Annotated in this window: 19 protein-coding genes and 4 pseudogenes; 7 read left to right on the forward strand and 16 right to left on the reverse strand. The window is 36.5% G+C overall.

The features are described 5' to 3' along the window. Positions 1-80: 80 nt before the first annotated feature. The 4 genes and pseudogenes from MSBRW_RS13795 to eif1A all read right to left on the reverse strand — a co-directional run. Positions 81-431 (reverse strand): annotated as a pseudogene (locus tag MSBRW_RS13795) (transposase); the annotation flags it as partial. A 235-nt stretch (positions 432-666) separates the two neighbouring features. Next, positions 667-1,179: pseudogene (locus MSBRW_RS13800) on the reverse strand (ISNCY family transposase); the annotation flags it as partial. Between the two features lie 669 nt (positions 1,180-1,848). Further along, positions 1,849-2,040: a CxxC-x17-CxxC domain-containing protein gene (locus MSBRW_RS13805; RefSeq protein WP_011307136.1), complete on the reverse strand. Its 192-nt coding sequence runs from the start codon at positions 2,038-2,040 to the stop codon at positions 1,849-1,851. A gap of 330 nt (positions 2,041-2,370) precedes the next feature. Further along, a complete protein-coding gene (gene eif1A, locus MSBRW_RS21400) occupies positions 2,371-2,700 on the reverse strand; it encodes a translation initiation factor eIF-1A (RefSeq protein ID WP_080565354.1) in 330 nt (109 codons plus the stop codon). A gap of 1,166 nt (positions 2,701-3,866) precedes the next feature. Between eif1A and MSBRW_RS13815 the strand changes: the two genes are divergently transcribed. Continuing rightward, complete coding sequence (locus tag MSBRW_RS13815) at positions 3,867-4,097, forward strand: hypothetical protein (protein ID WP_011307134.1); 231 nt, start codon at positions 3,867-3,869, stop codon at positions 4,095-4,097. A 59-nt stretch (positions 4,098-4,156) separates the two neighbouring features. Here MSBRW_RS13815 and MSBRW_RS13820 read toward each other — a convergent pair whose 3' ends face one another. Continuing rightward, complete coding sequence (locus MSBRW_RS13820; protein ID WP_011307133.1) at positions 4,157-5,476, reverse strand: cobyrinate a,c-diamide synthase; 1,320 nt, start codon at positions 5,474-5,476, stop codon at positions 4,157-4,159. A gap of 53 nt (positions 5,477-5,529) precedes the next feature. On the opposite strand from MSBRW_RS13820, the gene MSBRW_RS13825 reads away from it, so the two are divergent. The 5 genes and pseudogenes from MSBRW_RS13825 (at position 5,530) to MSBRW_RS13845 (ending at position 9,593) form a co-directional block, all read left to right on the forward strand. Beyond that, positions 5,530-5,895 carry a hypothetical protein gene (locus tag MSBRW_RS13825; RefSeq protein ID WP_011307132.1) on the forward strand — a complete coding sequence of 122 codons (366 nt, stop codon included), beginning with the start codon at positions 5,530-5,532 and terminating at the stop codon, positions 5,893-5,895. Between the two features lie 304 nt (positions 5,896-6,199). Beyond that, positions 6,200-6,692, forward strand: a pseudogene (locus tag MSBRW_RS24500) (IS701 family transposase); the annotation flags it as partial. A gap of 89 nt (positions 6,693-6,781) precedes the next feature. Beyond that, positions 6,782-7,801, forward strand: coding sequence for an aminoglycoside phosphotransferase family protein (locus MSBRW_RS13835; protein WP_011307130.1), 1,020 nt, complete (start codon positions 6,782-6,784; stop codon positions 7,799-7,801). A 1,025-nt stretch (positions 7,802-8,826) separates the two neighbouring features. Continuing rightward, positions 8,827-9,051, forward strand: a complete 225-nt coding sequence (locus MSBRW_RS13840; RefSeq protein WP_011307129.1) for an MM0924 family protein — start codon at positions 8,827-8,829, stop codon at positions 9,049-9,051. A 350-nt stretch (positions 9,052-9,401) separates the two neighbouring features. After that, the gene (locus MSBRW_RS13845) at positions 9,402-9,593 is read left to right on the forward strand and encodes a hypothetical protein (protein ID WP_048102791.1); all 192 of its coding nucleotides are present in this window, start codon (positions 9,402-9,404) and stop codon (positions 9,591-9,593) included. Between the two features lie 158 nt (positions 9,594-9,751). On the opposite strand, the gene MSBRW_RS24340 is transcribed toward MSBRW_RS13845, so the two are convergent. From MSBRW_RS24340 to MSBRW_RS13870, 6 genes and pseudogenes are all read right to left on the reverse strand, one after another. Further along, on the reverse strand, positions 9,752-9,940 hold the full coding sequence (locus MSBRW_RS24340) for a transposase (protein WP_157209489.1): 189 nt from the start codon (positions 9,938-9,940) through the stop codon (positions 9,752-9,754). Between the two features lie 4 nt (positions 9,941-9,944). Next, positions 9,945-10,313: a DsrE family protein gene (locus MSBRW_RS13850; RefSeq protein WP_011307128.1), complete on the reverse strand. Its 369-nt coding sequence runs from the start codon at positions 10,311-10,313 to the stop codon at positions 9,945-9,947. Positions 10,314-11,112: 799 nt separating this feature from the next. Then, positions 11,113-11,274, reverse strand: a complete 162-nt coding sequence (locus MSBRW_RS24345) for a helix-turn-helix domain-containing protein (RefSeq protein WP_080565427.1) — start codon at positions 11,272-11,274, stop codon at positions 11,113-11,115. Between the two features lie 225 nt (positions 11,275-11,499). Further along, positions 11,500-11,794: pseudogene (locus MSBRW_RS13860) on the reverse strand (CO dehydrogenase/acetyl-CoA synthase subunit delta); the annotation flags it as partial. Positions 11,795-13,734: 1,940 nt separating this feature from the next. After that, positions 13,735-13,899: a hypothetical protein gene (locus tag MSBRW_RS23575; protein ID WP_230669766.1), complete on the reverse strand. Its 165-nt coding sequence runs from the start codon at positions 13,897-13,899 to the stop codon at positions 13,735-13,737. A gap of 183 nt (positions 13,900-14,082) precedes the next feature. After that, positions 14,083-14,451 carry a DsrE family protein gene (locus MSBRW_RS13870; RefSeq protein ID WP_048102789.1) on the reverse strand — a complete coding sequence of 123 codons (369 nt, stop codon included), beginning with the start codon at positions 14,449-14,451 and terminating at the stop codon, positions 14,083-14,085. A gap of 1,104 nt (positions 14,452-15,555) precedes the next feature. Here MSBRW_RS13870 and MSBRW_RS13875 point away from each other — a divergent pair. Then, positions 15,556-15,735: an MM0924 family protein gene (locus MSBRW_RS13875; RefSeq protein WP_011307125.1), complete on the forward strand. Its 180-nt coding sequence runs from the start codon at positions 15,556-15,558 to the stop codon at positions 15,733-15,735. A 710-nt stretch (positions 15,736-16,445) separates the two neighbouring features. On the opposite strand, the gene MSBRW_RS13880 is transcribed toward MSBRW_RS13875, so the two are convergent. The 5 genes from MSBRW_RS13880 to MSBRW_RS13905 form a co-directional block, all read right to left on the reverse strand. Continuing rightward, complete coding sequence (locus MSBRW_RS13880; RefSeq protein ID WP_011307124.1) at positions 16,446-17,807, reverse strand: energy-coupling factor ABC transporter ATP-binding protein; 1,362 nt, start codon at positions 17,805-17,807, stop codon at positions 16,446-16,448. 11 nt (positions 17,808-17,818) lie between these two features. Continuing rightward, entirely contained in the window at positions 17,819-18,601 is a 783-nt protein-coding gene (gene cbiQ / locus MSBRW_RS13885) for a cobalt ECF transporter T component CbiQ (RefSeq protein WP_011307123.1), read from the reverse strand. Positions 18,602-18,722: 121 nt separating this feature from the next. Next, positions 18,723-19,865, reverse strand: coding sequence for a cation diffusion facilitator family transporter (locus tag MSBRW_RS13890; RefSeq protein WP_011307122.1), 1,143 nt, complete (start codon positions 19,863-19,865; stop codon positions 18,723-18,725). 1,306 nt (positions 19,866-21,171) lie between these two features. Next, positions 21,172-21,507 carry an energy-coupling factor ABC transporter substrate-binding protein gene (locus MSBRW_RS13900; RefSeq protein WP_011307121.1) on the reverse strand — a complete coding sequence of 112 codons (336 nt, stop codon included), beginning with the start codon at positions 21,505-21,507 and terminating at the stop codon, positions 21,172-21,174. Next, positions 21,504-22,211, reverse strand: coding sequence for an energy-coupling factor ABC transporter permease (locus MSBRW_RS13905; protein WP_011307120.1), 708 nt, complete (start codon positions 22,209-22,211; stop codon positions 21,504-21,506). The genes MSBRW_RS13900 and MSBRW_RS13905 overlap by 4 nt, the downstream gene beginning before the upstream one ends. Positions 22,212-22,853: the final 642 nt, after the last annotated feature.

The following is a 22,853-nucleotide window of genomic DNA, read 5'->3' on the forward strand; positions in this document are numbered from 1 at the left end:
ACCTGTTAAAGCGAGCTGAAATATGGGCAAGTATAATTATTTTAGTTCTTTCACGCGGACTGATTTACCCGAGTGTCGCGTCAATCTTCAATTGTCGGATAAATACGTGATAATTTTATCCTTGCGTCATCTGTTGTGAACTGCCAGTTAACCTTTGAATTTTTGTTGTTTCTGTAATTTTGCCATGCCAATATTTCTTTCCTAACATTCTCGATGTTATCCATTCTTCTTTTTAAATATTGACCTGAAAGCACGTTCAATTCAATCTCTGCTATGTTCAACCAACTTCCATTTTTTGGTGTGTACACAAACTCAAACCTATCCCACAGCGCCTTCGCTTTCGCTGGTGGAAATGTTTCATAGAGAACTCCAGGGACATGTATATTTAGATTGTCCATTATCAGCGTAATTTTATTTGCATTTTTACGTTGAAGGACACAATTCCATAATCTAGTGATTTCTCTTATTTTTGCTTCCTTTTGCTTCCTTAAACCTACACTTTTCTCTGTTAACTACCTCAAAAAGCTGCAATAATCTTGAAAAACGGATTCTTTGGCATTTTTGCCAAAGAATCTGTTTATTCATTTGATCTTTTTACTGACTCTTTTACTTAAAATCGATACGTTCCGCTACTTTCCAAAGTGAAATTTTTATCAAAATAACTTACTACAGCTTAAATGGAGTAAATAATTTGAATAATTCTATAAATGACTTTTTTGGTTTCTTGGGCAAATTTAGTCTTCTCATTTCAGTAAGTTTAATCTTATTTTCAATTCCTTTATTAGTTCTAAACTGCTTCTTACTATCCATTTTTAGACTTTTTGAATAGTCACTTTCAATAGAGTTATTTGTCTCCGGAGCTCCAGGAAGATGATGGAACAAAGTAAGATTTAACCATTGTTTATTGATCATCCACAATCGTTTTTGAATCGCTTCATCATATGTTCTTATATTTTCCATTAATTTATGAAGTTATATTTTGCTTTTTCAAGACTATTAAACGGAAGATTTTCTTTCTTTCACCTCCTTTCCAGCTTTAACTTATATCTATATTGATTAAATTCCTTTTTTGCCTTTATACTCCATTCTAAATATTTTTCTTCACTATTAATTACGTAAAGTTCTTCAGATAGAAGTTTTTTCCAGAAATTTGATTTCATTTTTAAGGTTATAATTTATTTAAACTGCTATATAATTATCGTGTATTCCAATTGAGTTATTCAAAACCAATTTTACTACTACATTATTACCTGATCCATAATTCACTTGAATCAGAAATTTACTTGAATCAGAAATTCACTTGAATCAGAAATTTATTTGAATCAGAAATTTACTTGAATCAGAAATTTACTTGAATCAGAAATTCACTTGAATCAGAAAAACCTTCCCCAGCGAAAAAGAATCGCTTAATCTAACCTTAATTTGACAGATTATATTAATTAATATAGTATTTTCTTACAAAAAACACATTGTATTGACACATTATCTTGTGGTAAAATGAAGATGTCAAAAATCAACAAACATAGCATATAAATTTAAGTTGTATAAAAAAACAGAAGCTTGAAGCCCATTCATACATTATAAAACATATACGTCTGTCAAATTAGAGATTTAAAGAAGCCCTACAAAGGGCCTATAAAGCTGCAAAAATTGCGGGGTTTTAATTCCACTTTGATTTTACAAACATATTCGTGGAAGATTTAAGCAGACCTCCGGCAGGGAAAACATATTTTGAATTATTTGGATGTGAAAAAAAGCTAACTTAAAAAGTATGTCCCAAATTTATGTAAACTTTAAAAAAGTGGAAAAGAAATAAGTGTTGGTGTACACTTAATTTACAAATTTTACTTAGTATCTGCGGCTTTCTCTGGGTTTCCTGTGGTTAGGAAGACACTCTCTGCAGTAAACGGGTCTTTCTGGGTCAGGTTTGAAAGGCACTTCGGTTTCAACACCACAATCAGAACAGGTTGCCTTGTACATTTCTCTAGGAGCGCCGAAATTAGAATTTCCTCTGAACATATTTCTGTCGTTAAAAGCCATTTTGTTTCACCTTTGTTTTAGTTTTTGATAATTGTTTAAAATAAGATTGTATAGGCCTTTTTGATAAAAACAAAAATTGGTTTCTAACAGCAGATCATTATACATCTCTTTATTTTTCAACGAGCATACCTTGCATTTAAAATATATAAATATATCTACTTAAATAAAAGCGAACATTATTAAAATGAAAATAGTTTCTAAGCATGTCTTGCAGAGAAGATGGCAGGCTCGCTCCTACAGAAAAGAAAAATATGAATTTCAGGCATCTTTAGCAGACACCTTTGTTTCAGTTACCTATCTATACTAGGCATCTTTACAATTTTTAGATCATTACTTAATGTAGCCTTTCCTTTCAAGCCATTCGACCTGTGGCCTTGTATATTTCCAGGTAACGTCGGCTTTGGAATCCTGTATTTCCCATGGATTAGCGATAACAATATCGCCTTCACGAATCCACATTTTTTTATGTTTAGATCCCGGGATCCTACCCATTCGGACAACTCCGTCCATACACTGAAGTGTTACCCTTTTCGAGCCGAGTAAACTCGTAACCGTTGCCAGGACTTCGTTTTTATCCTTGCGGGGAATTCGTACCCTAGAGACTTCAGGTGTATTTCCTGAGTTTGCTGGTTTTCTGGATCCTGATCTTCTTTTTCTAATAGTGCTTCTGTAATTAGCTAAGTTAATTCCTCCGTGATGACCTTTGATTGATTATTTATAAGTCGAAAATTGATAAGTTGAGTTAAAAACTGATAAATTGAAAATTGAATGATCCGTACCTATTACTATCCTCTATGCTTTTTTGTTTCTACTTTTTTCTGCTGCATTAGATGGAAATAAGTATAGAAACAAAGAGGATAAACCAAAAAAAACAAAAAGATGAAACAGGCATTAATGTAAAATTTAATTACAAATTAATAACACCTGATGCAGATTATCTTTAGAATTCCTGTGGTTAGGAAAACATTCTCTGCAGTATACTAGCCTGCCTTCGGTGAGTTTGAAGGTATTCTGGTCTCAATACCGCAAGTCAGAACAAGTCACTTTTGTCATTTCTCTTGGTCCGCTGCTATCACGGAAACATCCGGAATTTCTCCTGAAATTTCTGTCATTAAAAGCCGTTTTCGTTTCACCTTCGCTTTAGCAGATAATTGTTAATTAAAAAACAAGATTGTATAGCCCCTTAAATTAAAAACAAAAATTGGTTTTTAACAACAGATTATACGTTTCTTTATTTTCAACGCATATACTACATAGTCAAATTATATAAATGCACCTATAGAAAAGTAGATACATTCTTTCAAATGAGAGAAAACTTTACAACCAAGGCTTGTAAAATATGAATAAGTGCCTGAAATTCTGATTCCGGTTGATTATCGATAAAACTAAACTGACCAGTCCTGCAAAGTTTTCCTATTAAATCTGAAAAGTCGTGGAGTTTTAATTTCATTCATATCTTACTAATTTATATGGAGAAGATGTCAGCAGACCATCAACAGTAGAAATATATTTCAACTTATTGTATCGTTTAGGCGCACAAGTCTTTTTCAGGAATTCATAGAATCTGAACTTATATAAACATGAAAACACTATTAAAATTGTATTACAATAGAAAAATAAATGAAAAATGTAAGTAAATCATTCTAGTTGACACTCTTTAAGAAAAAAGCTATAAAATATATAGTGGCTTCCGGTGGCAGATATTGAAGAGTTTAAAAAGAACTCATAGAAAGAAGTACAATAAAAAAGTAACAGGATATTAACATCTGGATGAAAGAATCGCTAAGACGAAAGAGAACAAAGAACAGCTGTTAAAGGTACTGGTTTTGCCAGCGGAACTGGCGGCGAGAGCAAAGGTCAGAAAAAAGGATGTGAGCCTTCAAACCATAACAGAGGAAGAAACAAAGGCAAATCACACATTTATGACGATTGTTCAGACGGCAAAGAAATTGGGGGTAAGTGCATATCAGTACATATATGATAGAGTCGGCAGTAAATTTGAGATGCCATTTCTGGCTCAAATCATCAGAGAAAAAAGCTCAGTGAGTGGAAATTGAGAGATTTCCACTCAATTTGAAGAGGATACGAATGATTTGAATTTTACAGCCTCAAAGTGTTATCTTCTGTTATACTCTCTGCACTTCTGTACGAATTTTCCTGCCGGGAAAGTTGCAGGATGAGAGTGCATATACCCTGCAAGAGTATTGTGCTCAATAAGCCCGTCAAAACCGTCCTGTATACCTTTTCCTCGGAGCATTTTGTATTCAAATCTTGCATCACGGTCACATTCTGTAATCGAAAAATGGAACTCATGACCTTTTATGTTATGAGAACAAAAATTTCTATCTAGAGGGTGGGCTTCGGTATAGTCAAGAGCGTTAAGCTGATTTGTCATATGTGTATTTCCAGGCACGACATCTGCCATTTTATAGACTCTGCCATTTACTTCATAGGTTCTGCAGAGGTAGAGCAGACCGCCGCATTCTGCATATATGGGCAGACCATCAGCTGCAAGGTCTTTAAGCTTGCGTGTAGTCTTTGAATTTTCAAGGGCTTCCGCATAAAGTTCAGGATATCCGCCTCCAAGATATATTCCATCTACATCCGGCATTTCTCCTGCCATCGGGCTAAAAAATTCGACTTCAGCTCCCTGACACATGAAGGCATCGAACATATCCTGGTAATAAAAACAGAATGCAGGATCCATTGCGATTCCTATCCTGACATCTGCCTTCTGCTCCTTCACGTCAGAAATTTCCGGAACTGAACAGGGTTCGGCAAGTTCAAGAATTGCATCAAGGTCAACGTTTTCCTCAATAAACGCAGCCATTTCTTCTGTATTATAATCATTTTCGTGAGCCATATACAGACCAAGATGCCTGGAAGGAACTTCAATATCTTTCCTTCGTGGAATCTCGCCTACAACAGGGATTTCATCCGGAAGTGAATTTTTTACAAGTTCCGCGTGGCGTGGACTTCCAACCTGATTCAGGATTACGCCTGAAACCTTTACGTCAGGATCGAACTCCGAGTACCCTTTAAGGAGAGCAGCGGTACTTCTGGACATGCCATTGACATCTATTACCAGAATCACCGGTAAGTCAAGAATTTTTGCAACCTGTGCTGAGCTTGCAATTTCCGTAGAATCGACTCCATCAAAAAGTCCCATTACACCTTCTACTACCATGATATCCGCATCTGCAGATGTTCTGGCTACAGTCTGCCTGACTCCATCTATACCCATTATATATGTGTCCAGATTTCTTGAAGGGCGCCTGCAGATTGCAGTATGATGGGAAGTATCAATGTAGTCAGGCCCTACTTTATAAGGCTGGACTTTTAACTGCCTTTGCTTAAGGGCAGCCATGATGCCCACCGAAACTGTAGTTTTTCCAACTCCGCTATGTGTTCCTGCAATAAGTATTCCCTTAGTCATCTACTGGATATTGTTGCCTTTAAAATATATTAAAGCTATTAGTCCAGCTGTAAGTGCTTGTCCGCCTTGATCGTTTCAATATCGACGAGAAGCAGTACTGGAACACAGCTACATCACTTGAGGGTGAGAATAAGCGGGAAGTATTCATCCACACCCTGCGCGAATTTTCAAAAAAACCTGCGGTTGTCACCATGATCTCGTCCATCCTCCATATATGTGATGAAATTTCATGGGGACTGGCGCCTGAACTCGCAGGGAAAAAGGCAGCATTATCCATGATGAAGGCACTACCCGGTATTTCTGGCATATCGCATGATCCGGACTGGGACCTGCTCTTTGATGAAAGGAAGTCGATACTCGACAACTGGGTCCGACTGAGTGCGTGGTGTGTCAAGAGTACATGTGTGGACTCCCAATGACCGTCAAAACTCCGGTATATCTGTTTGCAGTGTAGGTGCCTGATCTCTCCCGGTAATCCCTATTGAGCTGCTCCTTATTATCACTGCGGTTGTGGTGACGATCCCGGGATATGTTCAGGAAGATTACAGTGTGAAAATAGAATGAGTTCTACACAAGTGTAAAGATTCATTCTCCCCAATATCTTCAGGACTTACGCAATTATACTGCAAAATCAAGTACAGTAAACACCATAGTTAAAATTTTAATTTTAGGAAATTATGAGTTTACTGCTATTGTTTTGTGCTTCAAGTGCGTAAATCCTAAGCCATTAGGAAGAAAGAATGTCATTTTCTTACAAGGTTAAAAAATAATCGTTTGGTAAATCCTGAAAACAAAGGAAATGTGCCACTTGAAACAATAGATATTCCGCCAAAAGGACGTGTGGTTCACCTCAAAACATATGGATTTGTAAAGATGTTTCGGATAGTTTCAAAAGATGGAGACACGCAACACAGGGTTACAGATGTGCAGGAGATGGATGAACCATGTGGATGAATCAAAACGTGAGAAATTGGCAAAGAAGGCGTGGAAAATTGAGGAATATCATAGAGGAATAAAGTAATTATGTGGTGTCGAAAAACGCCAGGCAAGAAATGAAGAGTCACAAAGTGCACATATAATGTTCTCATTGAGAGCTTTTCTTAGACTGGAATTACAAAGAATCAAAAGTGGAATATCCTGGTTTGAAAGTGTTATGAAAATTATAAGAGCACCAGTGACAGAATATTTAAATAACCCCATATACATAGTAAATTAATTTATATATTTGTGGAGTTGCTAAAAACAATGTGCTAAGAGCCAACTGCGTACCTCCTACATTAAAAAACAAAAAGTGAGGATAATATTATGACCGATATACACAAGGCGTCACTGCTTGCCACGCTTGGCAATATGTTTGCAAACGAAATAAACGATGCTCAGTATTCTACAGAAGTCTTACAGGGCGGCACAGTAGGTGATGTTGCAAAATTGTTCGGCAATGCGGAAACAGACAACGGCTTGCTCCCGTTTTCCATCATTGTAAAAACACAACGAAAATGGGATCGATATGGTGATCCTGACAGCTGGCGTCGGGAATATGACATATATAAACAAGGATTGAACGATGAACTGCCAAAGGTGCTTAAGCTTCCAAGGTGTTATTTACTGGAAGAAAGCGAAGGCATCACCCAAATCTGGATGGAGTTTATCGAAGGCAAGACTGGAAACAAGAAGCTGCACGGCAATGAGCTTGCGCTTGCTGCTCAAAAATTGGGCGAATTACAAGCCGAGTTCCATTTGTATGGTGAGCGAGATTTGCCTTATCTGCGCAATTATCCGGCGGTTCGCTCCAGCTTTAATCTCTGGTGGAACCGCATGAAATCTCGTCTCAGCCGGCCCATCGACGGTTTCCCGGATGAGTTGAGGCATATTTTAAATGATTATGCCTTACATGCTAACAACATATTTGCTTCATTCGATACGCTTCCCCTTACGCTGTGTCAGGGAGACTTTCATCATGACAACCTGATTTTTAGGGAATCCGCGGGCGAGACAGATATTTACCTGATTGATTGGGATTGCGCCGGGTACGGGTATATGGGAGAGGACGCCGTCGATGTCTTGATGGAGGCCTTTGTCTACTCAAGCAGGGATATCTCGCTGCTGCCCTATTTCAAGCAAAAAATAATTGACGGATATTGCGAAGGAGTAAGAAGCCGGGGTATCGATTTTGCTATGTGTAATACACTCGTAAGGGATATTTTCGCCCTCGCTTGGGGATTCCGCATTGCCAACCTCTATTTGTTTTACAAGGATGAACTACCCAAAAAACGATGCATTGAAATATTGCAAGCTATGCTAACGGAGGAGAATATGAACGTTTAGTTTAATTAAGTCATCACACAAATTATTTACATTTATAGGCTCATGTTTATATTATGGGGAGACCAGAGAAATATCACATTGAAAAAAGATTTCTCTTGAGCAACTTGATTGGCGCATAAAGATCTATGTTTTCAGGAAGGAAATTCGAACTTCCTTGAAACGACGGCTAACCATCTTCCGGATAAATGGAGGAATATAAGGAGATTTTGGACCTTATGTAGAGATCCTAACTTTGATTCTGTTGGGTTTCGATGTTTTTCATGCTTGAGAAGTTCTGGAATATTTTTCTCTTGGGGAGATTTTTAGTTTATGCAGTTGGTGCTGAGTTCTCAGTACTTTCCACATGAGTTTTTGAAGTAGTGTAGGTACTATATATTTTTTTCAGTTGAGATTATCGTATATCTGTTTTACACAGTACATATCATGCAAGTAGACACAAAAGCAATAGAGAGGATCTCGATAATAAGTCCTGGGTAACTAAAGAGTATCATTTTAGATTTTTGTACCTATTCAGCCTATAAAAAACAGCATTTGTTACCTTATTAAGTTTCAGTAACCATTTTTACAACGATTCAACAGACAAATTTATGTAAATTGATTTTCCTTAATTGTTAGCGACTGACTGCGTTTCTTCCTTTTTATAGATTATATTTAGAATTCCACATATTTACTAGAATCAATATCAACAGACATGTTTAGATGGACTGAATAGTTACTTGATTTTCGACAATAACGATAATAACGTTCCAAATAAACTTATCTTTTGCACTCCTATAAAGCAAGTAAATCTGACGAAAAATGTGATATAATTATCTTGATAAAGCAACGATCTTTGAATGAATTTTTCTTGGACAAAAAAACTAACTTTATTTCAGAGATCAACGGCTTTACATTTTGAAAACTCAACTTTATTTTTTAAATATGTTTATAAAGAATAAATGGCCAATTAATAATCGAATAAAACAGATTAGCCAATGTATTGCCAAAATTACAGCAGATAGTAACAAGAAAATGGAGGAAACGAAATGTATCAATGCTTTATAGTAGAACATTACCTCAACAAAGCTGTAGACGTTTACTGCGGTGGGCCAGATGTTTTCACGGGAACAATAGAGGCCTGTGCCGATAATGTCCTCACTCTCAAAAACGACGGAAAGTATACCCATGTAGCTATAGATAAAATAATCGCTCTATGGCCTATTGATGGTGAAGCGGCTGTAACGGCTTCGGGCTCAAGTGCTCACCATTAATAAAATAATAGCTCTGTGAGAACAATATTAAATTATAGTACCTATAGTCACGCCTGTAATTGTTGCAACAAAAATCTCATTGCATCTCATTTGAGCAGTTGCATTATTTAGCCTCGTGACTATATTTAGGTAGCTTTTGAAGAGCTACAATTTTTCCTCTTTTGGAGGATAACCTTTTTCTGCCGTGTCAATTTTTTGTCAGCTTGTTAGGGATTTGCATAAGAATTATTATCCTTTTATTGAGTATTATATAATTCAAGGGATAATAACACGTCCAGGAGTGAGTCTCCAAATCTTAACCGACACCACATGATGTTCGCTTGAATAATTTTTATAGGGGATGCAACTCAATGGTAGAAGAAAAGGAAATTGTAGAAGAAAAGAAAGAAGAGAGGAAGGAAGAAGAAAGGAAGGAAGAAGAGAGGAAGGAAGAAGAGAGGAAGGAAGAAGAGGAAGAGGCTGCTCATGTAGACCCGATACATCCTGAAGATGAGCGAGGGGGAAAAAAGAAGCATCTGTTAAGTTGTGATAAGAGTAGCTGATCATAATTTATAATTCAACAGGTTGCTGGAAAAAGCTGAATAAGGTCTTTGATCCTCTGAATGCTGTAATTAACCCGGATGTCCAGGAGGCACTTTTCCTATTCAAGAGCCCGGAGGAGCTTTAATGGCATTGTCGCGAATTTGCTGTAAACTCTATGTCAATTTTTTATGTACTGTGTGTAAAAATGAAGTATATGAACTGTTGACTTAGATCCATAGCGACGAGGAACGTATTTCCAAGTATAACCTGTCATAACAACATACAAAACAACATACAAAATACCGTTAATTAATTTCCTCATATTTGTATGTGGTCTTTCTGTATGTGATTTCAGTGGAGGAATCAAAGGCTCAGAAATTAATAATTAGCTGGTTTTCTTCGGTATATGTCAGAAAAAGTTCTGCTATATTTTTTGAACAAATAAATTCAATCCCTGGAATTAATTCCTCTTTCTTAAACCCGATCATATCTGAGGCAAGCTGACAGCATCGAAACTCTACTCCCATATCAATGCACTCCCGAATAGTAGAATCATATTTTGGTGATCCTCTGGTTTTATCTTTTTTTGCGAGCAGCACACCCATAGGTCCCCATAGAATCACCAGTACTTTGAGTCCCTTACTCCGGTAAAACTTTGCAAATTTAAGAGTTTCCTGCGGGCTGTTGCTCTCATATACCATATTTTTAAGTAATAGTAAAACTTTTTCGATTTTTGCCATAATAGCTCCAGATCTAAATCATACCAAATAGTTAAATTGAACGAAAACAATAATTTTCCTTTCCGTTATCGGATTAATCCTAGGTTTTAGAAAGAAAATCGGGCTTCTTTGATGCGACAGGCTACTCGCGTCCAGATCTTACTTTCCTAACTATTTCAGCTATGCTGAAGAGAATCTACAATTTGGAAAAAAATGAGATTGAAAGCTTTGTTTGAGATTAAATCATGAAAAACATCGATCTGACATTAATGAACAATCTAATTATACTCAAAAAATAACTAAATATATGGATTTAGATAATAGTTTTTAGCTTCGTGGATAACATAAATATAAAAATAAGTGATTATCCGTTTTTGAACCATTGAAATTAAAGTCTCTTTTGCACCTAAAGTCAAAGACGACGTTCTGACATGTGTAGAAAAACATGAAAAACTGAGTTCTGCTACAAAAAATCTGGTTATTTTACAAAATTAGAGAGTAACTTTACAATTAGAAAAGTTAATCACTCTTATCATCGAGCCTATCCCAAAACCAATTTTACCCTCAAATTTAAAACTTCAAAACTATTTTTGTGATCAGAAATTCCACATTTACTAAGCATGCCAGCAAAGTTTGAGAATTAGTTTCTTTCAACCATTTATTGGCAGGTTTTACTTCATAGACTAAAATTCGTTGTAAGTCAAACCGTGAGATGGATTTATTGTATTGCTCATAAGTTTTTATTTTCTGTTCTAAAGCCCAATTATAGAGGTCATCCCAAAACTTGAAATTTGCTTCTTGGACCTTGTATTTTGAATAATCAATCAAGCTCATGATCATGAAAATAATTCTGAGAATTCCCAATGATTAAGAGTAAAGTGGCTTTTGGGATAGGCTCATAGACAAATCTACAAGCTCCAAAATGAGCTTTAATAAGTCGTTTCTGATCTTTGCTGGGGTAGACTCGGTATAGGCTCGGTATAGACTGTTAACATCCGAGAGTAATAGGGTTTAAAAAAGAAATAATTTTGTTAAAGAATATTCTTTGAAGTTGACGGCTTTCATCCCCCACCTACCACCTGCCAGTTCTCACCGGAAGCTGGCGAGGAAGAGGATTTCAAGCATTAGAGTTAAAGTGCGAGAAGAAAATTTTTGCAACACAACACTTTCATTTGTTTGTGCCTGTTTTGCAAGAATTTCATGCTCGTTTGGAAGGAATAAGGTCTTTAAATTTTGGGGTTGCAGGAAGGGGAAACTGCAGGAGCGACTTTGGGAGCACCTCTGCCCACAGGGACGCTGAACACGCTATTAAGTCTTGAGAACTGCTGTGCAAGCATTGCACACTCCTGCCCGATGGCAGCAGCAAGCATCGGATCAAAGCCGCTTCCGAGTCCACCAAGATCGAGCTCGGTGTCTCCTTCTATATTTACCCCTTCAAGAGATAGTATTTGTACGTCTTTGACTACGTCTGTTATTTCTGATAACTTAATTTTCTTTGTCATGTAACCCTCACTTTATCCGTAAGTTTTTCGTTTGGTAAGTGACTATATAAATAAAGTATAAATACAGATTTTACGATTCGACATGAAAGTACAGGTTTTGTTGCAAAAATTCTGAAAGTTAACAACTCTAATCACCTATAAAATGGTACATAAAAGTATCAATTATAGCCTTCCTTGTGCGAGAAGAAAATTTTTGCAACACAACCGGGATTTGGGACCCCAATGAAGGACCCCTGTGTTGTTTCGATTCATTTTCTATGTTTATTCAATCCTTGAGGCAAAGTTCTGGAATGTTTTTCTTTTGGTGAAGTTTCTGGCTTATGTAGTTGATACTGATTTCTCAATACCTTTGCATTAGTTCTCAAGGTGGTAGTAATGCTCTGTCAAATTGTTTGACATCTTTACTTCCAAGCACTGCTTATAGAAGTTACTTTATATAAATATAACAAAAATGATAACAAGTTTGAGCTTTATGAGTAAAATAAACACATTATAGGTATTTTTGACCAATCCCACCCATCTGGCTCTTATTGGACCTTGGCAAAGCAGTCAAGACTATTTTCCTTTGTAAATATCTGCACTCATAAGAGTTACACCGGGAAACAAATGAAGGCCTGAATGTTAGGTCGTCCATCATTATGCGGTTGATGTTTCCATGATTAATTATCCAGTGCTAGAAATTTCTTATGTTTCGTGCATAAAGCTTGCTTAACCTTATTGAATTGCACAAAAGGCATGATGCACCACTAAAAGTGTTTTGGAAATAACATCAACTAACTAATAATATGCGAACTGCTTCTATTAATTGACTATAAATAATAAAAAAGAAAAAATTAGGGAGGTTTACAGGCAAATCATTCCTTGAAGACTGCAGGTTTAAGGAGATATAAAATGGCAAAATACTCCTGGAAGACTGCAGATTTAAGGAGGATACAAAATGGAACCTTAAAAGATAAATCAAGTAAATTTGATTTGCCTATAGATAAAACCACTTTTAAATATAAATAGATTTCGTATATATATGACCTCAATCATAAAAAAAGAAAATAACAAAACAAGTAAAAGTGAGTAAGCTATAGTATGATGGAAATGAAAAAATAGCAGAAATAAATAAAAGACTCTATTTGTTGGGAGATTATCAAGTATGTTGCGTTTAATGGTTCCACAATGCGTTTTGGATGATATCAACAGGTTCATACATGAGAATTATCATTACTCTTTGCCACACTCTTTACTTATTGCTCAAGCATTTTTTTAGGGTTTAAAATGACTATGGAAATGAATTTAGGGTATCTGAAATAACCGATGCTGTAGAATATGTAAGAAATCATCAAAGGAAAGCGAGACTGGTTAATCTGAACAAAAAAATGTTTATCCCTGAAGACCTGGAAAGTCTATATTAAAATCGATATCTTAGTAAGTTTTATTATGATCACGATTCTACTGACTATGATAACAACGTTTTAGGAATAAATATTGTATCCAGATAATTGAAAAAAATCATGGCGACTCTAGAAACCTTATATTGTACTTTCCTTTTCAGACATTCTTTGAGCAATACTTTTTTTCTAAAAACCTGACTTCGTAATAATTATCCAGCTAAACTTAATTTTTTCGAATCCTAACACAAATCAACCCGAAGAAAAATAGGTCATATAATTTTCTCTTTATTTTGTGATGAAGCAACCTGTAAGTTATTTCGCGGTATTATTTCGCGGTAGGTCCTGCGAGCTTTACTCATTTCTTATGATTTTCATCTGTTCCTCGCAGCAAACAAACTCTATGAGATCACAGCAGCCTTCCTTCTTGCAGCTCTGTTCGCATTCATCCACTACTTCCAGTTTGAAACCTCAGTCGTCACAGATAAGAAAGTCTCCCTTCTTTATCCCGTAGCAGCAGGCATGCTGTTTCAGGGCCATGGGTTTACCACAGCACATCAATTATTCTACAGCACAGTAGCCTTCTTTCTTGCAGTCCTCACTACATTCCTTTGTTACCATGACTTCGAATCCGCAGTCGTCACAGTAAAGGGATTTTGATTCAGAAATAGCGTTCAAAACTCCTTTCGTTTTTATAAAAAACGCAGTATGACTCATATCTCGCACACTATACATCCTTCAAGAAAGGGGGTAATAATTCATACCCGAAATCCTAAGAGCTGACAAAAAAGAGATAGGGTAGAAAAAAATTGACAATATGTTTATAGTTAAAACCACTGGTCAAGAATTTATAGTCTAATTTATGAAGTGACTTCAAGGCATTCCGCAGCTTTTTGGGGAATCTAAGGCTCAGAAGGTAATAATTAGCTGGTTTTCTTCTGTGTATCTCAAGAAGAGTTCAACCACCTCTTTTGAACAGATAAATTCGATTCCAGGGATTAATTCTTCTTTTTTAAGCCCAATCATATCAGAGGCAAGCTGGCAGCATTTAAACTCTACTCCCATGTCGATGCACTCCTGAATAGTAGAATCATATTTTGGTGATCCTCGGTTCTTATCTTTTTTTGCAAGCAGTACCCCCATAGGTCCCCAGAGAATCACCAGTACTTTGAATCCCTTATTCCGGTAATATTTTGCAAATTTGAGAGTTTCCTGCGGGCTGGTGCTTTCATACACCATATTTTTGAGTAACAATAGTACTTTTTCGACTTTTGCCATCAAAACTCCAGGTCTAAATTGATACCAAATAATTAAACCGAACAAAAACAATCGATTTCCCTTTTCCATTCTTGGATTAATCTTTGTTTTCAGGAGAGAAATTCGGACTTCCTTGAAGCGACAGTCTAACCATCTTCCGGTAAAAATGGAGGAACTTAAGGAGGATTTTGGACCCTATGCAGAGACCCTAACTTTGATTCTGTTCGGTTTCGACTTTTGTCAATGCTTGAGGAAAAGTTCTGGAACGTTTATCTTTTAGTGAGATTTCTGGCCTATGCAATTGATGCTGATTTCTTAGTATCTTCTATATGAGTTCTTGAGGCGGTAGTTGTACTCTCTATTTTTTCAGCTGGGATTAACATATATCTATTTAGAAGGTATTTTGGAAGTTTGAGCTTAATTTTTGTTTCCTCTGTTTCTCAGGTGGTCACAGTAGTTAAACCAGTAATATCTTTAATTCCAATCTCTAATTATTTGAGTCTCTTTATATAAATGTAACAAAATTAATAATAAGTTTGAGCTTTAAAGATAATATAGGCACTTGACAAAATCGTTAAACAAAAGCTCACCATACACAGTATATGTCAATGAAAATAGACGTAAAAACAAAACAGATTCTACTCCTAAATCTGTTTTGAAGAATTTATATAAGTAGTTTTAATGAATCCTGTTTTTGAAAATAAAACTAACATTCAACTTTGTACAAACCCTCTGAAATATATATCTCTATTTATTTGAATTTAATAACCTGAATACTTTTGTCTATTTATCTTTCAGGCTCATGAAACTGTTTTAGATTGGTTTTCTACAATAAAGATAATAAAGTTCCAGATAAACTTATCTTTTGCGCCCTTCTAAAGCAAGTAAATCTGAAGAAAATGTCATATAATTATCCTGGTAAAGCATGAATCTTAGAATGAATATTTTTTGGACAAAAAACTAGCTTTATTTCAAAGATCAACGGCCTCCCATCTCGAAAAATCAATTTTAGTTTTTAAATACATTTATAAAGAATAAATGGATACTTAGTAAATGAATAACGCAGATTAGCCAATATATTACCAAAATTACAGCAGATAATAACAAGAAGATGGAGGAAACAAAATGTATCAATGCTTTATAGTAGAACATTATCTTAACAAGCCTGTCGACGTTTACTGTGGTGGACCTGATGTTTTCAAAGGAACTATAGAAGCCTGTGCCGATAATGTCCTGACTCTCAATAACGAAGGCAAGTATACCCATGTGGCTATAGATAAAATAATCGCCCTTTGGCCTCAGTAAACACATAAAGAATTTAGAAAATATTTATAAAGAGTACATATTTTTTATTTTTCTATCCTTTTTTATTGGTCATCCATTGTTATATGGTTGATATTGCCATGATTAAATATTCAGTATAACAAATGCTTTCATTTTTGCGCAAGGAGCGCAAGTTAGCTCCAGTTTCACTGAGGTTCGGACAAAAAAGGCCTGGAAATTACTTTATGAGCATTTGGGAATAATATAGGGCCTGGAAATTACTTTATGAACGTTTGGGAATAATATCAACCAGATAATAGAGAACGACCTTTTTATTTAAATCTAATAAAATTATAATTTCAGAGACCTTGTAGAAATCTTCAGAAGTAACTAACTTCTATTTATTTGAACTAAATGAAATAATTCATTTTACGTATTTAATTTCAACTTCTTGAATCTGATTTAGACATATTTTCTACATAGCTGAAATTTGCCATGTTCAGGTTCTGAAAGGCAAGTGCTGAACCAGAGTTAGATCTTTTTCCCCAAGCTTTCAAAACAGAGATTCAGAATAGAAATTTTGAGTTTTGGGATCAACTCCATTATATGGCAAAAATCTGCAAACACATGGGAACGAATTATAAACCTATTTGCAGCTACCTAACTTGTAACCAATCATTGTCTAAAAAGTAAATTAATAGGAAAGTTTATTATATGTTATTTGGATCCCAACTACAAGTTCTATTTTTTAATTACACCTTAAGCGTTTCAGGGTTATCCTTAGACTCTCCAATCCACTGATAACCTTCTTCCCTGTTAACCACTCCAACAGTAAACTCTATCCCACTTGTTTCCACATATTCCTTTATTCTCTTAAGGGCATGGTCTACCATCCCGCCAGCTGTAAGGATAAGGCAACGTTTTCCGCAAAGTGCCGCCAGGATAGTTTTGTCTATAACACCTGAGGAAACGTCCAACCTGATTTCGTCCTGCTCAGCAAGGATTTTACTCTTCTTGCCCATTGCCCCGACAAAGACGATTTCTCCTTCCTTAAGGATTTGTTTTAATTCTGGAAGGGAATAGTTGTCAGTATCATAAATCAGGACTCCGCCGGCTTTGATCCCTTTACGCTTTAACTCAACAATAGCCCTTCCATCTGGATGGATATGCAGTACAGTAGCATTAACAGCCTCGTAAGGAGACTGAGTTGCATACTGTCCGTACATGATCCCTAAGTTCAGGCTATCTCCTTCTTTGATCCCCGGAGGGACATCAACCCATATCAGGTCAATAGGTTTTAGGGTATTGACAAGTTCAGGGATAGTTTTTGGGGAATTTCCTCCAGATGCAAGCCCTCTTCTTTCGATTTCATGATAGATCTCAAGGGTAGTAGGCTGTCTGAGCCCGGTTTTTTTAAGGAGTTCAGAGTCTTTGAAAACTTCTGCCGGAGTGCCCTGTCCTATAATTTTGCTGTTTGACAGCAGGAACACGTAATCAGACCAGCGGTATGCTAAATCCACATCATGAGTAGAGATAATGATAGTGCTCCCAAACTGGTTAAATTCGTTAAGCAAATCCATGATTTCATCCGCCCCTACAGGATCAAGATTCGAGAGCGGTTCGTCAAGGATAATCACTTCAGGTTCCATTGACATAATCCCGGCAATTGCAACCCGTTTTTTCTGTCCTCCACTGAGGTGATGAGGTGGCTTATCTTTTAAATGAGAGAGTCCCACCTGTTCAAGGGCTTGCTGTACACAGGTATCAATCCTTTCTTTTGAATAACCCAGATTTGCAGGCCCGAAAGCCACATCCTGGTACACTGTAGGGGCAAAGATCTGGTCATCGGAATTCTGAAAAACAATTCCTATGGATTTTCGGATTTCCCTGAGAGATTTTGAATCGTACTTAAAAGGAGCTCCATGGAAAAGGACCTCCCCTTTAGCTGGTTTTAAGGTCCCGTTCAGTAGAAGAAAAAGCGTGGACTTTCCAGAGCCATTTTGACCTACGAAAGCTACCTTTTTTCCTCTTTTGATTTCGATGTTCAGGTCCTGAATAGCCACAGTTCCGTCAGGGTATGTATATTTAAGGCCCCTGGTCTCAAGAATGATCATGATCTGTTACCTCAAACAATGGATATGTTTTTTGTAAAATAAAACAGTGCAAGAGTTGAAATAAAGTAGGCAGAGGTTAGAAGTAATTCTGTTGCCTTTACAGGTCTCTTAACCTCGAAAAGGGTCATTTTTCCGTCATAGCACCTGGAATTCATTGCCAGAAAGAGTTTGTCTCCCTGCTCCCAGGAAAGGATGAAAAGAGTGCTTGCAAGCATTCCAATAGAATTTATAGAACGCCTGAAGTTCGAGTACCCGAGTCTTACAGTCTGGGCATACCTTATGCAAAGGGCCATGTCCAGGAAAACAAAAATGTACCTGTAAATAAGCATTGAAAGTTCGATAAGAGATTCCGGAAGCCTGGCAGCTTTGAGTACGGCAAAAAGTTCGATCATGGGGGTTGTCAGTGCGAGGAAATAAAGACAGCACATCCCACTTATTGATCTTGCAAGTACCAGCATGGCAAGCTCAAATCCATCTGTTCTTACAGAGAGAGGATAGCCGAGGAATTTGAATGACAACAATTCAGGTCCCGATCCGGAAAAGAAGGCAATAATAAGAATACCTGCAATAGCAAAGCCCAAAGGGGCCAGCAAGAGCTTAAAATATGTTTTAAGAGGTGCCTTGCCAAGAGCCACTGTTGCAAAGCTCATGCATAATGCCATAAAAATAGGAGGAATTGGGGACGTGGCTGAAACTCCTGCAATTAAGCCGAATAATACTATCGCCAATTTCAACCAGTTGTTTCGATGCCTGAGGGGGCTCATTAGGGCATAATCGTCAAGGATATTGGTCATCAGGGAATCCTCAAGTAAAATAAAATCAAGTTGAGTTGAGTTTTGTTCTATATGATGGTTATTATATAATGGTTATGGTGGGCAAGGACCCTTATTACCTAAACCTGAATCTTTTGTGATCTTATTGGAAATAAGCAACTAAAATATTCTTTTGTTTCCCACGTATCTTTTCCAAATTTTTATGTCCGCAATGACAGCTTTCCCCTGAGGCTGTAAGTGGATCTACATGGATGGTTGTTCCAGATAGATAGAAAAAGTTCTCCAGAAGCTTTTCTCTTATCACGCTAGCAATTTCATGTCCCTCTTCAACCGAAAGAGAAGGCTCAACGGAAGCATTGATCTCCGCATGGAGCTGATGTCCGATCCAGCGGACTCTAAGATCCGTAACTTCACAAACACCTTCAACACTCTCAGCAATAATTTTTACGTTATCAATGACTTCAGGTTCAACGCCGTCAAGAAGGCGAATAAACACGAGTTTACTTGTGTCAAAGACTATTTTCAGGATTGCTACTGTGATTAGCAGACCAATGAGAGGATCAATTATCGGGTATCCTACCCAGATTCCTGCAGCTCCGATAAGGACTGCAAGGCTGGTAAAGCCATCTACCCGAGCATGGTAGCCGTCAGCAATAAGAGCTGCACTCCCTATTTCTTTTCCGACTTTCATCCGAAACTGGGCTACTAACTCGTTTCCAACGCAGCCTATAATCCCTGCAACAACCACAGCCTGCAAATGCTCTATCGGTTGCGGACTAAAGAAGCGATTTACAGATTCATATCCTGCTACAATTGCACTGAAAAGGATAAGGAAAACGATGATCACGCCTGCAAGATCTTCTACTCTACCATATCCGTAGGAGAAGCGTTTGCTTGGTTTTCTTCTGGCCAGGGAAAAAGCTATTGCAAGAGGAATTGCAGTAGATGCATCCCCGAAGTTGTGGATGGTGTCGGCAAGAAGGGCAACACTGCCTGAAATATAAACGATGAAAATCTGCAGAACGGCTGTAACCATCAGCCCGATAAACGACCATTTGACAGCCCAGAGCCCTTTGCTAGTAGCAAGTATGGAAGGATCAACAGTTCCATGAGTATGGCTGTGCTTGTAGGAGGGCGTATGGGAATGAGTGTGGGAGTGGTCATGAGAATGAACGTGAAAACTGGAGAGAAAATTGAAAAATCCTTTTTTACGGGTATTCTCATGGAGCTGTTCGGAACCGCTTCCCTTTCCATTGGGATAAGAATTAGAATGTTTTTCAGACATAACTGACCTCTTGATTAGTTTAATTATTGAGCCTATCTTGAAACCCATTTTGTTCATGATCATTAAGGATTTCCAGAATTGCTCTTTCACAATAAGAAGCTCGATTGGTTACTGAAAGGACAAGATTCAAAGAGCAAATTTTGATCAACGGTATAAGTTCAATGATCAACGGTATAAACTCAACAAGGACACTTGGAAGCAGTTTTATAAATAGGTATTTATCTTTAGAAAATAATTTTTTATGCAGGGTTTCATACGTTTTCCTGGAGAAATATTATATAAAGAAGCTTTCCATCATGAGCAGTTTATAGCTAACCTTCCCGAAAGAAGCAAAAAATTAGATATTTATTACTGGAAATTAGATATGGGATATTTCTGTGTATTAACAATAGATCTTGATACTGATTTTTTGTATGGACTGACGAACTCATATAATGCTTCAATCTTTTAGTGCAGCGAAAAATTCGAATTTTCAATAAATATCAAAATTTTATTATCACAAATTCTCACAACATAATACAAATTTATGAGGAATTTAGAAAATAATCTATCTGATTAAAACAAGTAATAATGAATTACCAAGAAGTATAATTATATTTGAAAAACATGTACATGCGAAATAGTAAATAAATGGAAAAACAGAAAAAACAATTAAATTTGTGTTTTCCTGCGAAATTTACATAAATGTTTCATTCCTCCTCCCCTAAACAAAAACTTTTATATATAATCAATTTTTTCAGAAATAAGGACTAGGGAAAAAGAGTTTCAGAAATCTGTTTGAAAAACTATATGTAAATATTCCATAGGAAAGCTCAAAATTACAAAGACAGCTGTATCTATTTGGAAACAAAAAACTTATTGAGCTGTGGAGTTGCAGATAATCACAATCCACTTGAGACAATTAATTATATACGGGGTTTTGCCAAAGTTGATAAAATACTTTAAAAAATTGAAATAGATCAAAAATGTTTGGTTTGTGCCCGGAAATTATTAATCAATTCCGAAAAAACGAGTATGAAACTCTTCGAATTACAGGCACAAAAATATGAAAGTACTTGAAACGACTTTCATGCCAAACGAGTATGAAACTCTTCGAATTACAGGCACAAAAATATGAAAGTACTTGAAACGACTTTCATGCCAAAGAGTAAATCTCCCGAATTTGAGAAAAATAGGAATTCTTTTGCTTGTGGTTTTCAAGAACTCAAACCATTAACTAAAAATTAAAAACTAGAAGAGAAAAACTTTCCTTCCTTCAAGGAAGGAAAGGAAACATGGCAAAGAAAAAAATGTACAGAGAATGTTTTTACAGCGATTGCTTTTCAGTTTTACTTCCGGTTTTGAACCCGAGTTTTTTTTCATAGTTGTTTTTGGCCCTGTAATATCCAAGGAAATATCCAATGATCGATGCACCGATAGCTGCCTGTAACGCAAATAGAAGGCTTTCAATTTCACCACTTGGAGGTTCCCATATAGGTTCTGCAATAGGTTTGTAAGTCCCACCGGTAATTTCCTCAATAACACCTTCAGGTTTGTCGTCAGCTCCGCCATATTCGGCATCTGTGGTCGAAGAGACGTAAATGAACTGAGCTACAAAAATCAGGAGAATTGCAAGTACTATAAGTTCTAATTTTCTACTCATGCAGGGAGCCCCCTAAGTTTTCTTACAAGTGGTTCTCCAATAACTTTCATTTCAACTAATAAATCACTTTTAGCTTGTATGATATACTTGAAAAGCAGTGCACTGACAGCGCCTTCTACAATCGCCAACGGTACCTGAGTAATTGCGAAAATTGCAACAAATTTGCTGAATGAACTGAAGAAACCTCCAAAGGTAAGTATGTCTCCTGCAGGAAATGCCAGAGCAAGTTCTGTAGAAGTCACAATGTAAGTAGCCCAATCTCCAAGGGTTGCAGCCAAAAAGACGATTAAATAAAAATTAAGTTTAGCTTTCATCCCAGTCTTATAGATCAGGTATGCCACTATCGGACCCACGATGCCCATGGAGAAGACATTTGCTCCAAGGGTGGTCAGGCCACCATGTGCAAGGAAAAGAGCCTGATAGATAAGTACAATTGTCGAGAGAACGGCAGTAATAGCAGGCCCAAATATGATTGCACCTATACCAGTCCCTGTTGGATGCGAACAGCTTCCGGTAACTGAAGGCATTTTGAGTGATGAAAGGACGAAAATAAATGCACCTGCAACGGCAAGTACAGGTAAAATTCCGCGCTCCTCTTTCACTAACTTATTCAGTTTGTAAACACCATATGCTACAACTGGTATTGATACTACAAACCATACTATACACCAAATAGCTGGTAAATATCCTTCCATTATATGCATCGAATCACCATAATAATAAGGAAATAAAGTAAAGTTTATATAAAGTAAATATTATTAAGAGTAAAACAAGTTAAATTGCGTTAATTTGTACATAAAGGTTACGGTGAATAAAAAATAATGGCGTGGGAGCTTAAAAAATTAATTTAAAGGTAAGAATATTTTCAAGGTATTATAAATATAAAGCAAAACAAGCTAACTTGAATATAGATTATAGATAGATTCGAAAAGTATTTCTGCTTCTTTAGATTTATGCAATCTAGATCTGCCGAACACAAGACTAACGCACATGAAGTACAAAATCAAGTACTCCAAAGTTTGAACACATTTTATTTGATCTAAAACATTTTATTTAATCCAAATTTTGTTAGTGGAACTTACAGAGATTCCGGAATAAGAACCTTTTAATTTGGATTTGAAAACAAGTTCCAAGGCAAATACGTGCTTTATTTGTTCATTTTTTCGGTTTGAAGTACAATTTTTATAACTCAAATTTATTACTGATTTTTTTCTTTAATTTTAAGCATAATTCTAACTATTTTTGTTTAAATGTGTTAGATCTACACCTATTTTACCTAAATAGGTAATAATTGTGAGCCAAAAAACGTTTTTTATATATTTTTCTACCAATGCTCCGAATGTTGA

The organism is Methanosarcina barkeri str. Wiesmoor (assembly GCF_000969985.1).
GTDB lineage: Archaea > Halobacteriota > Methanosarcinia > Methanosarcinales > Methanosarcinaceae > Methanosarcina > Methanosarcina barkeri_B.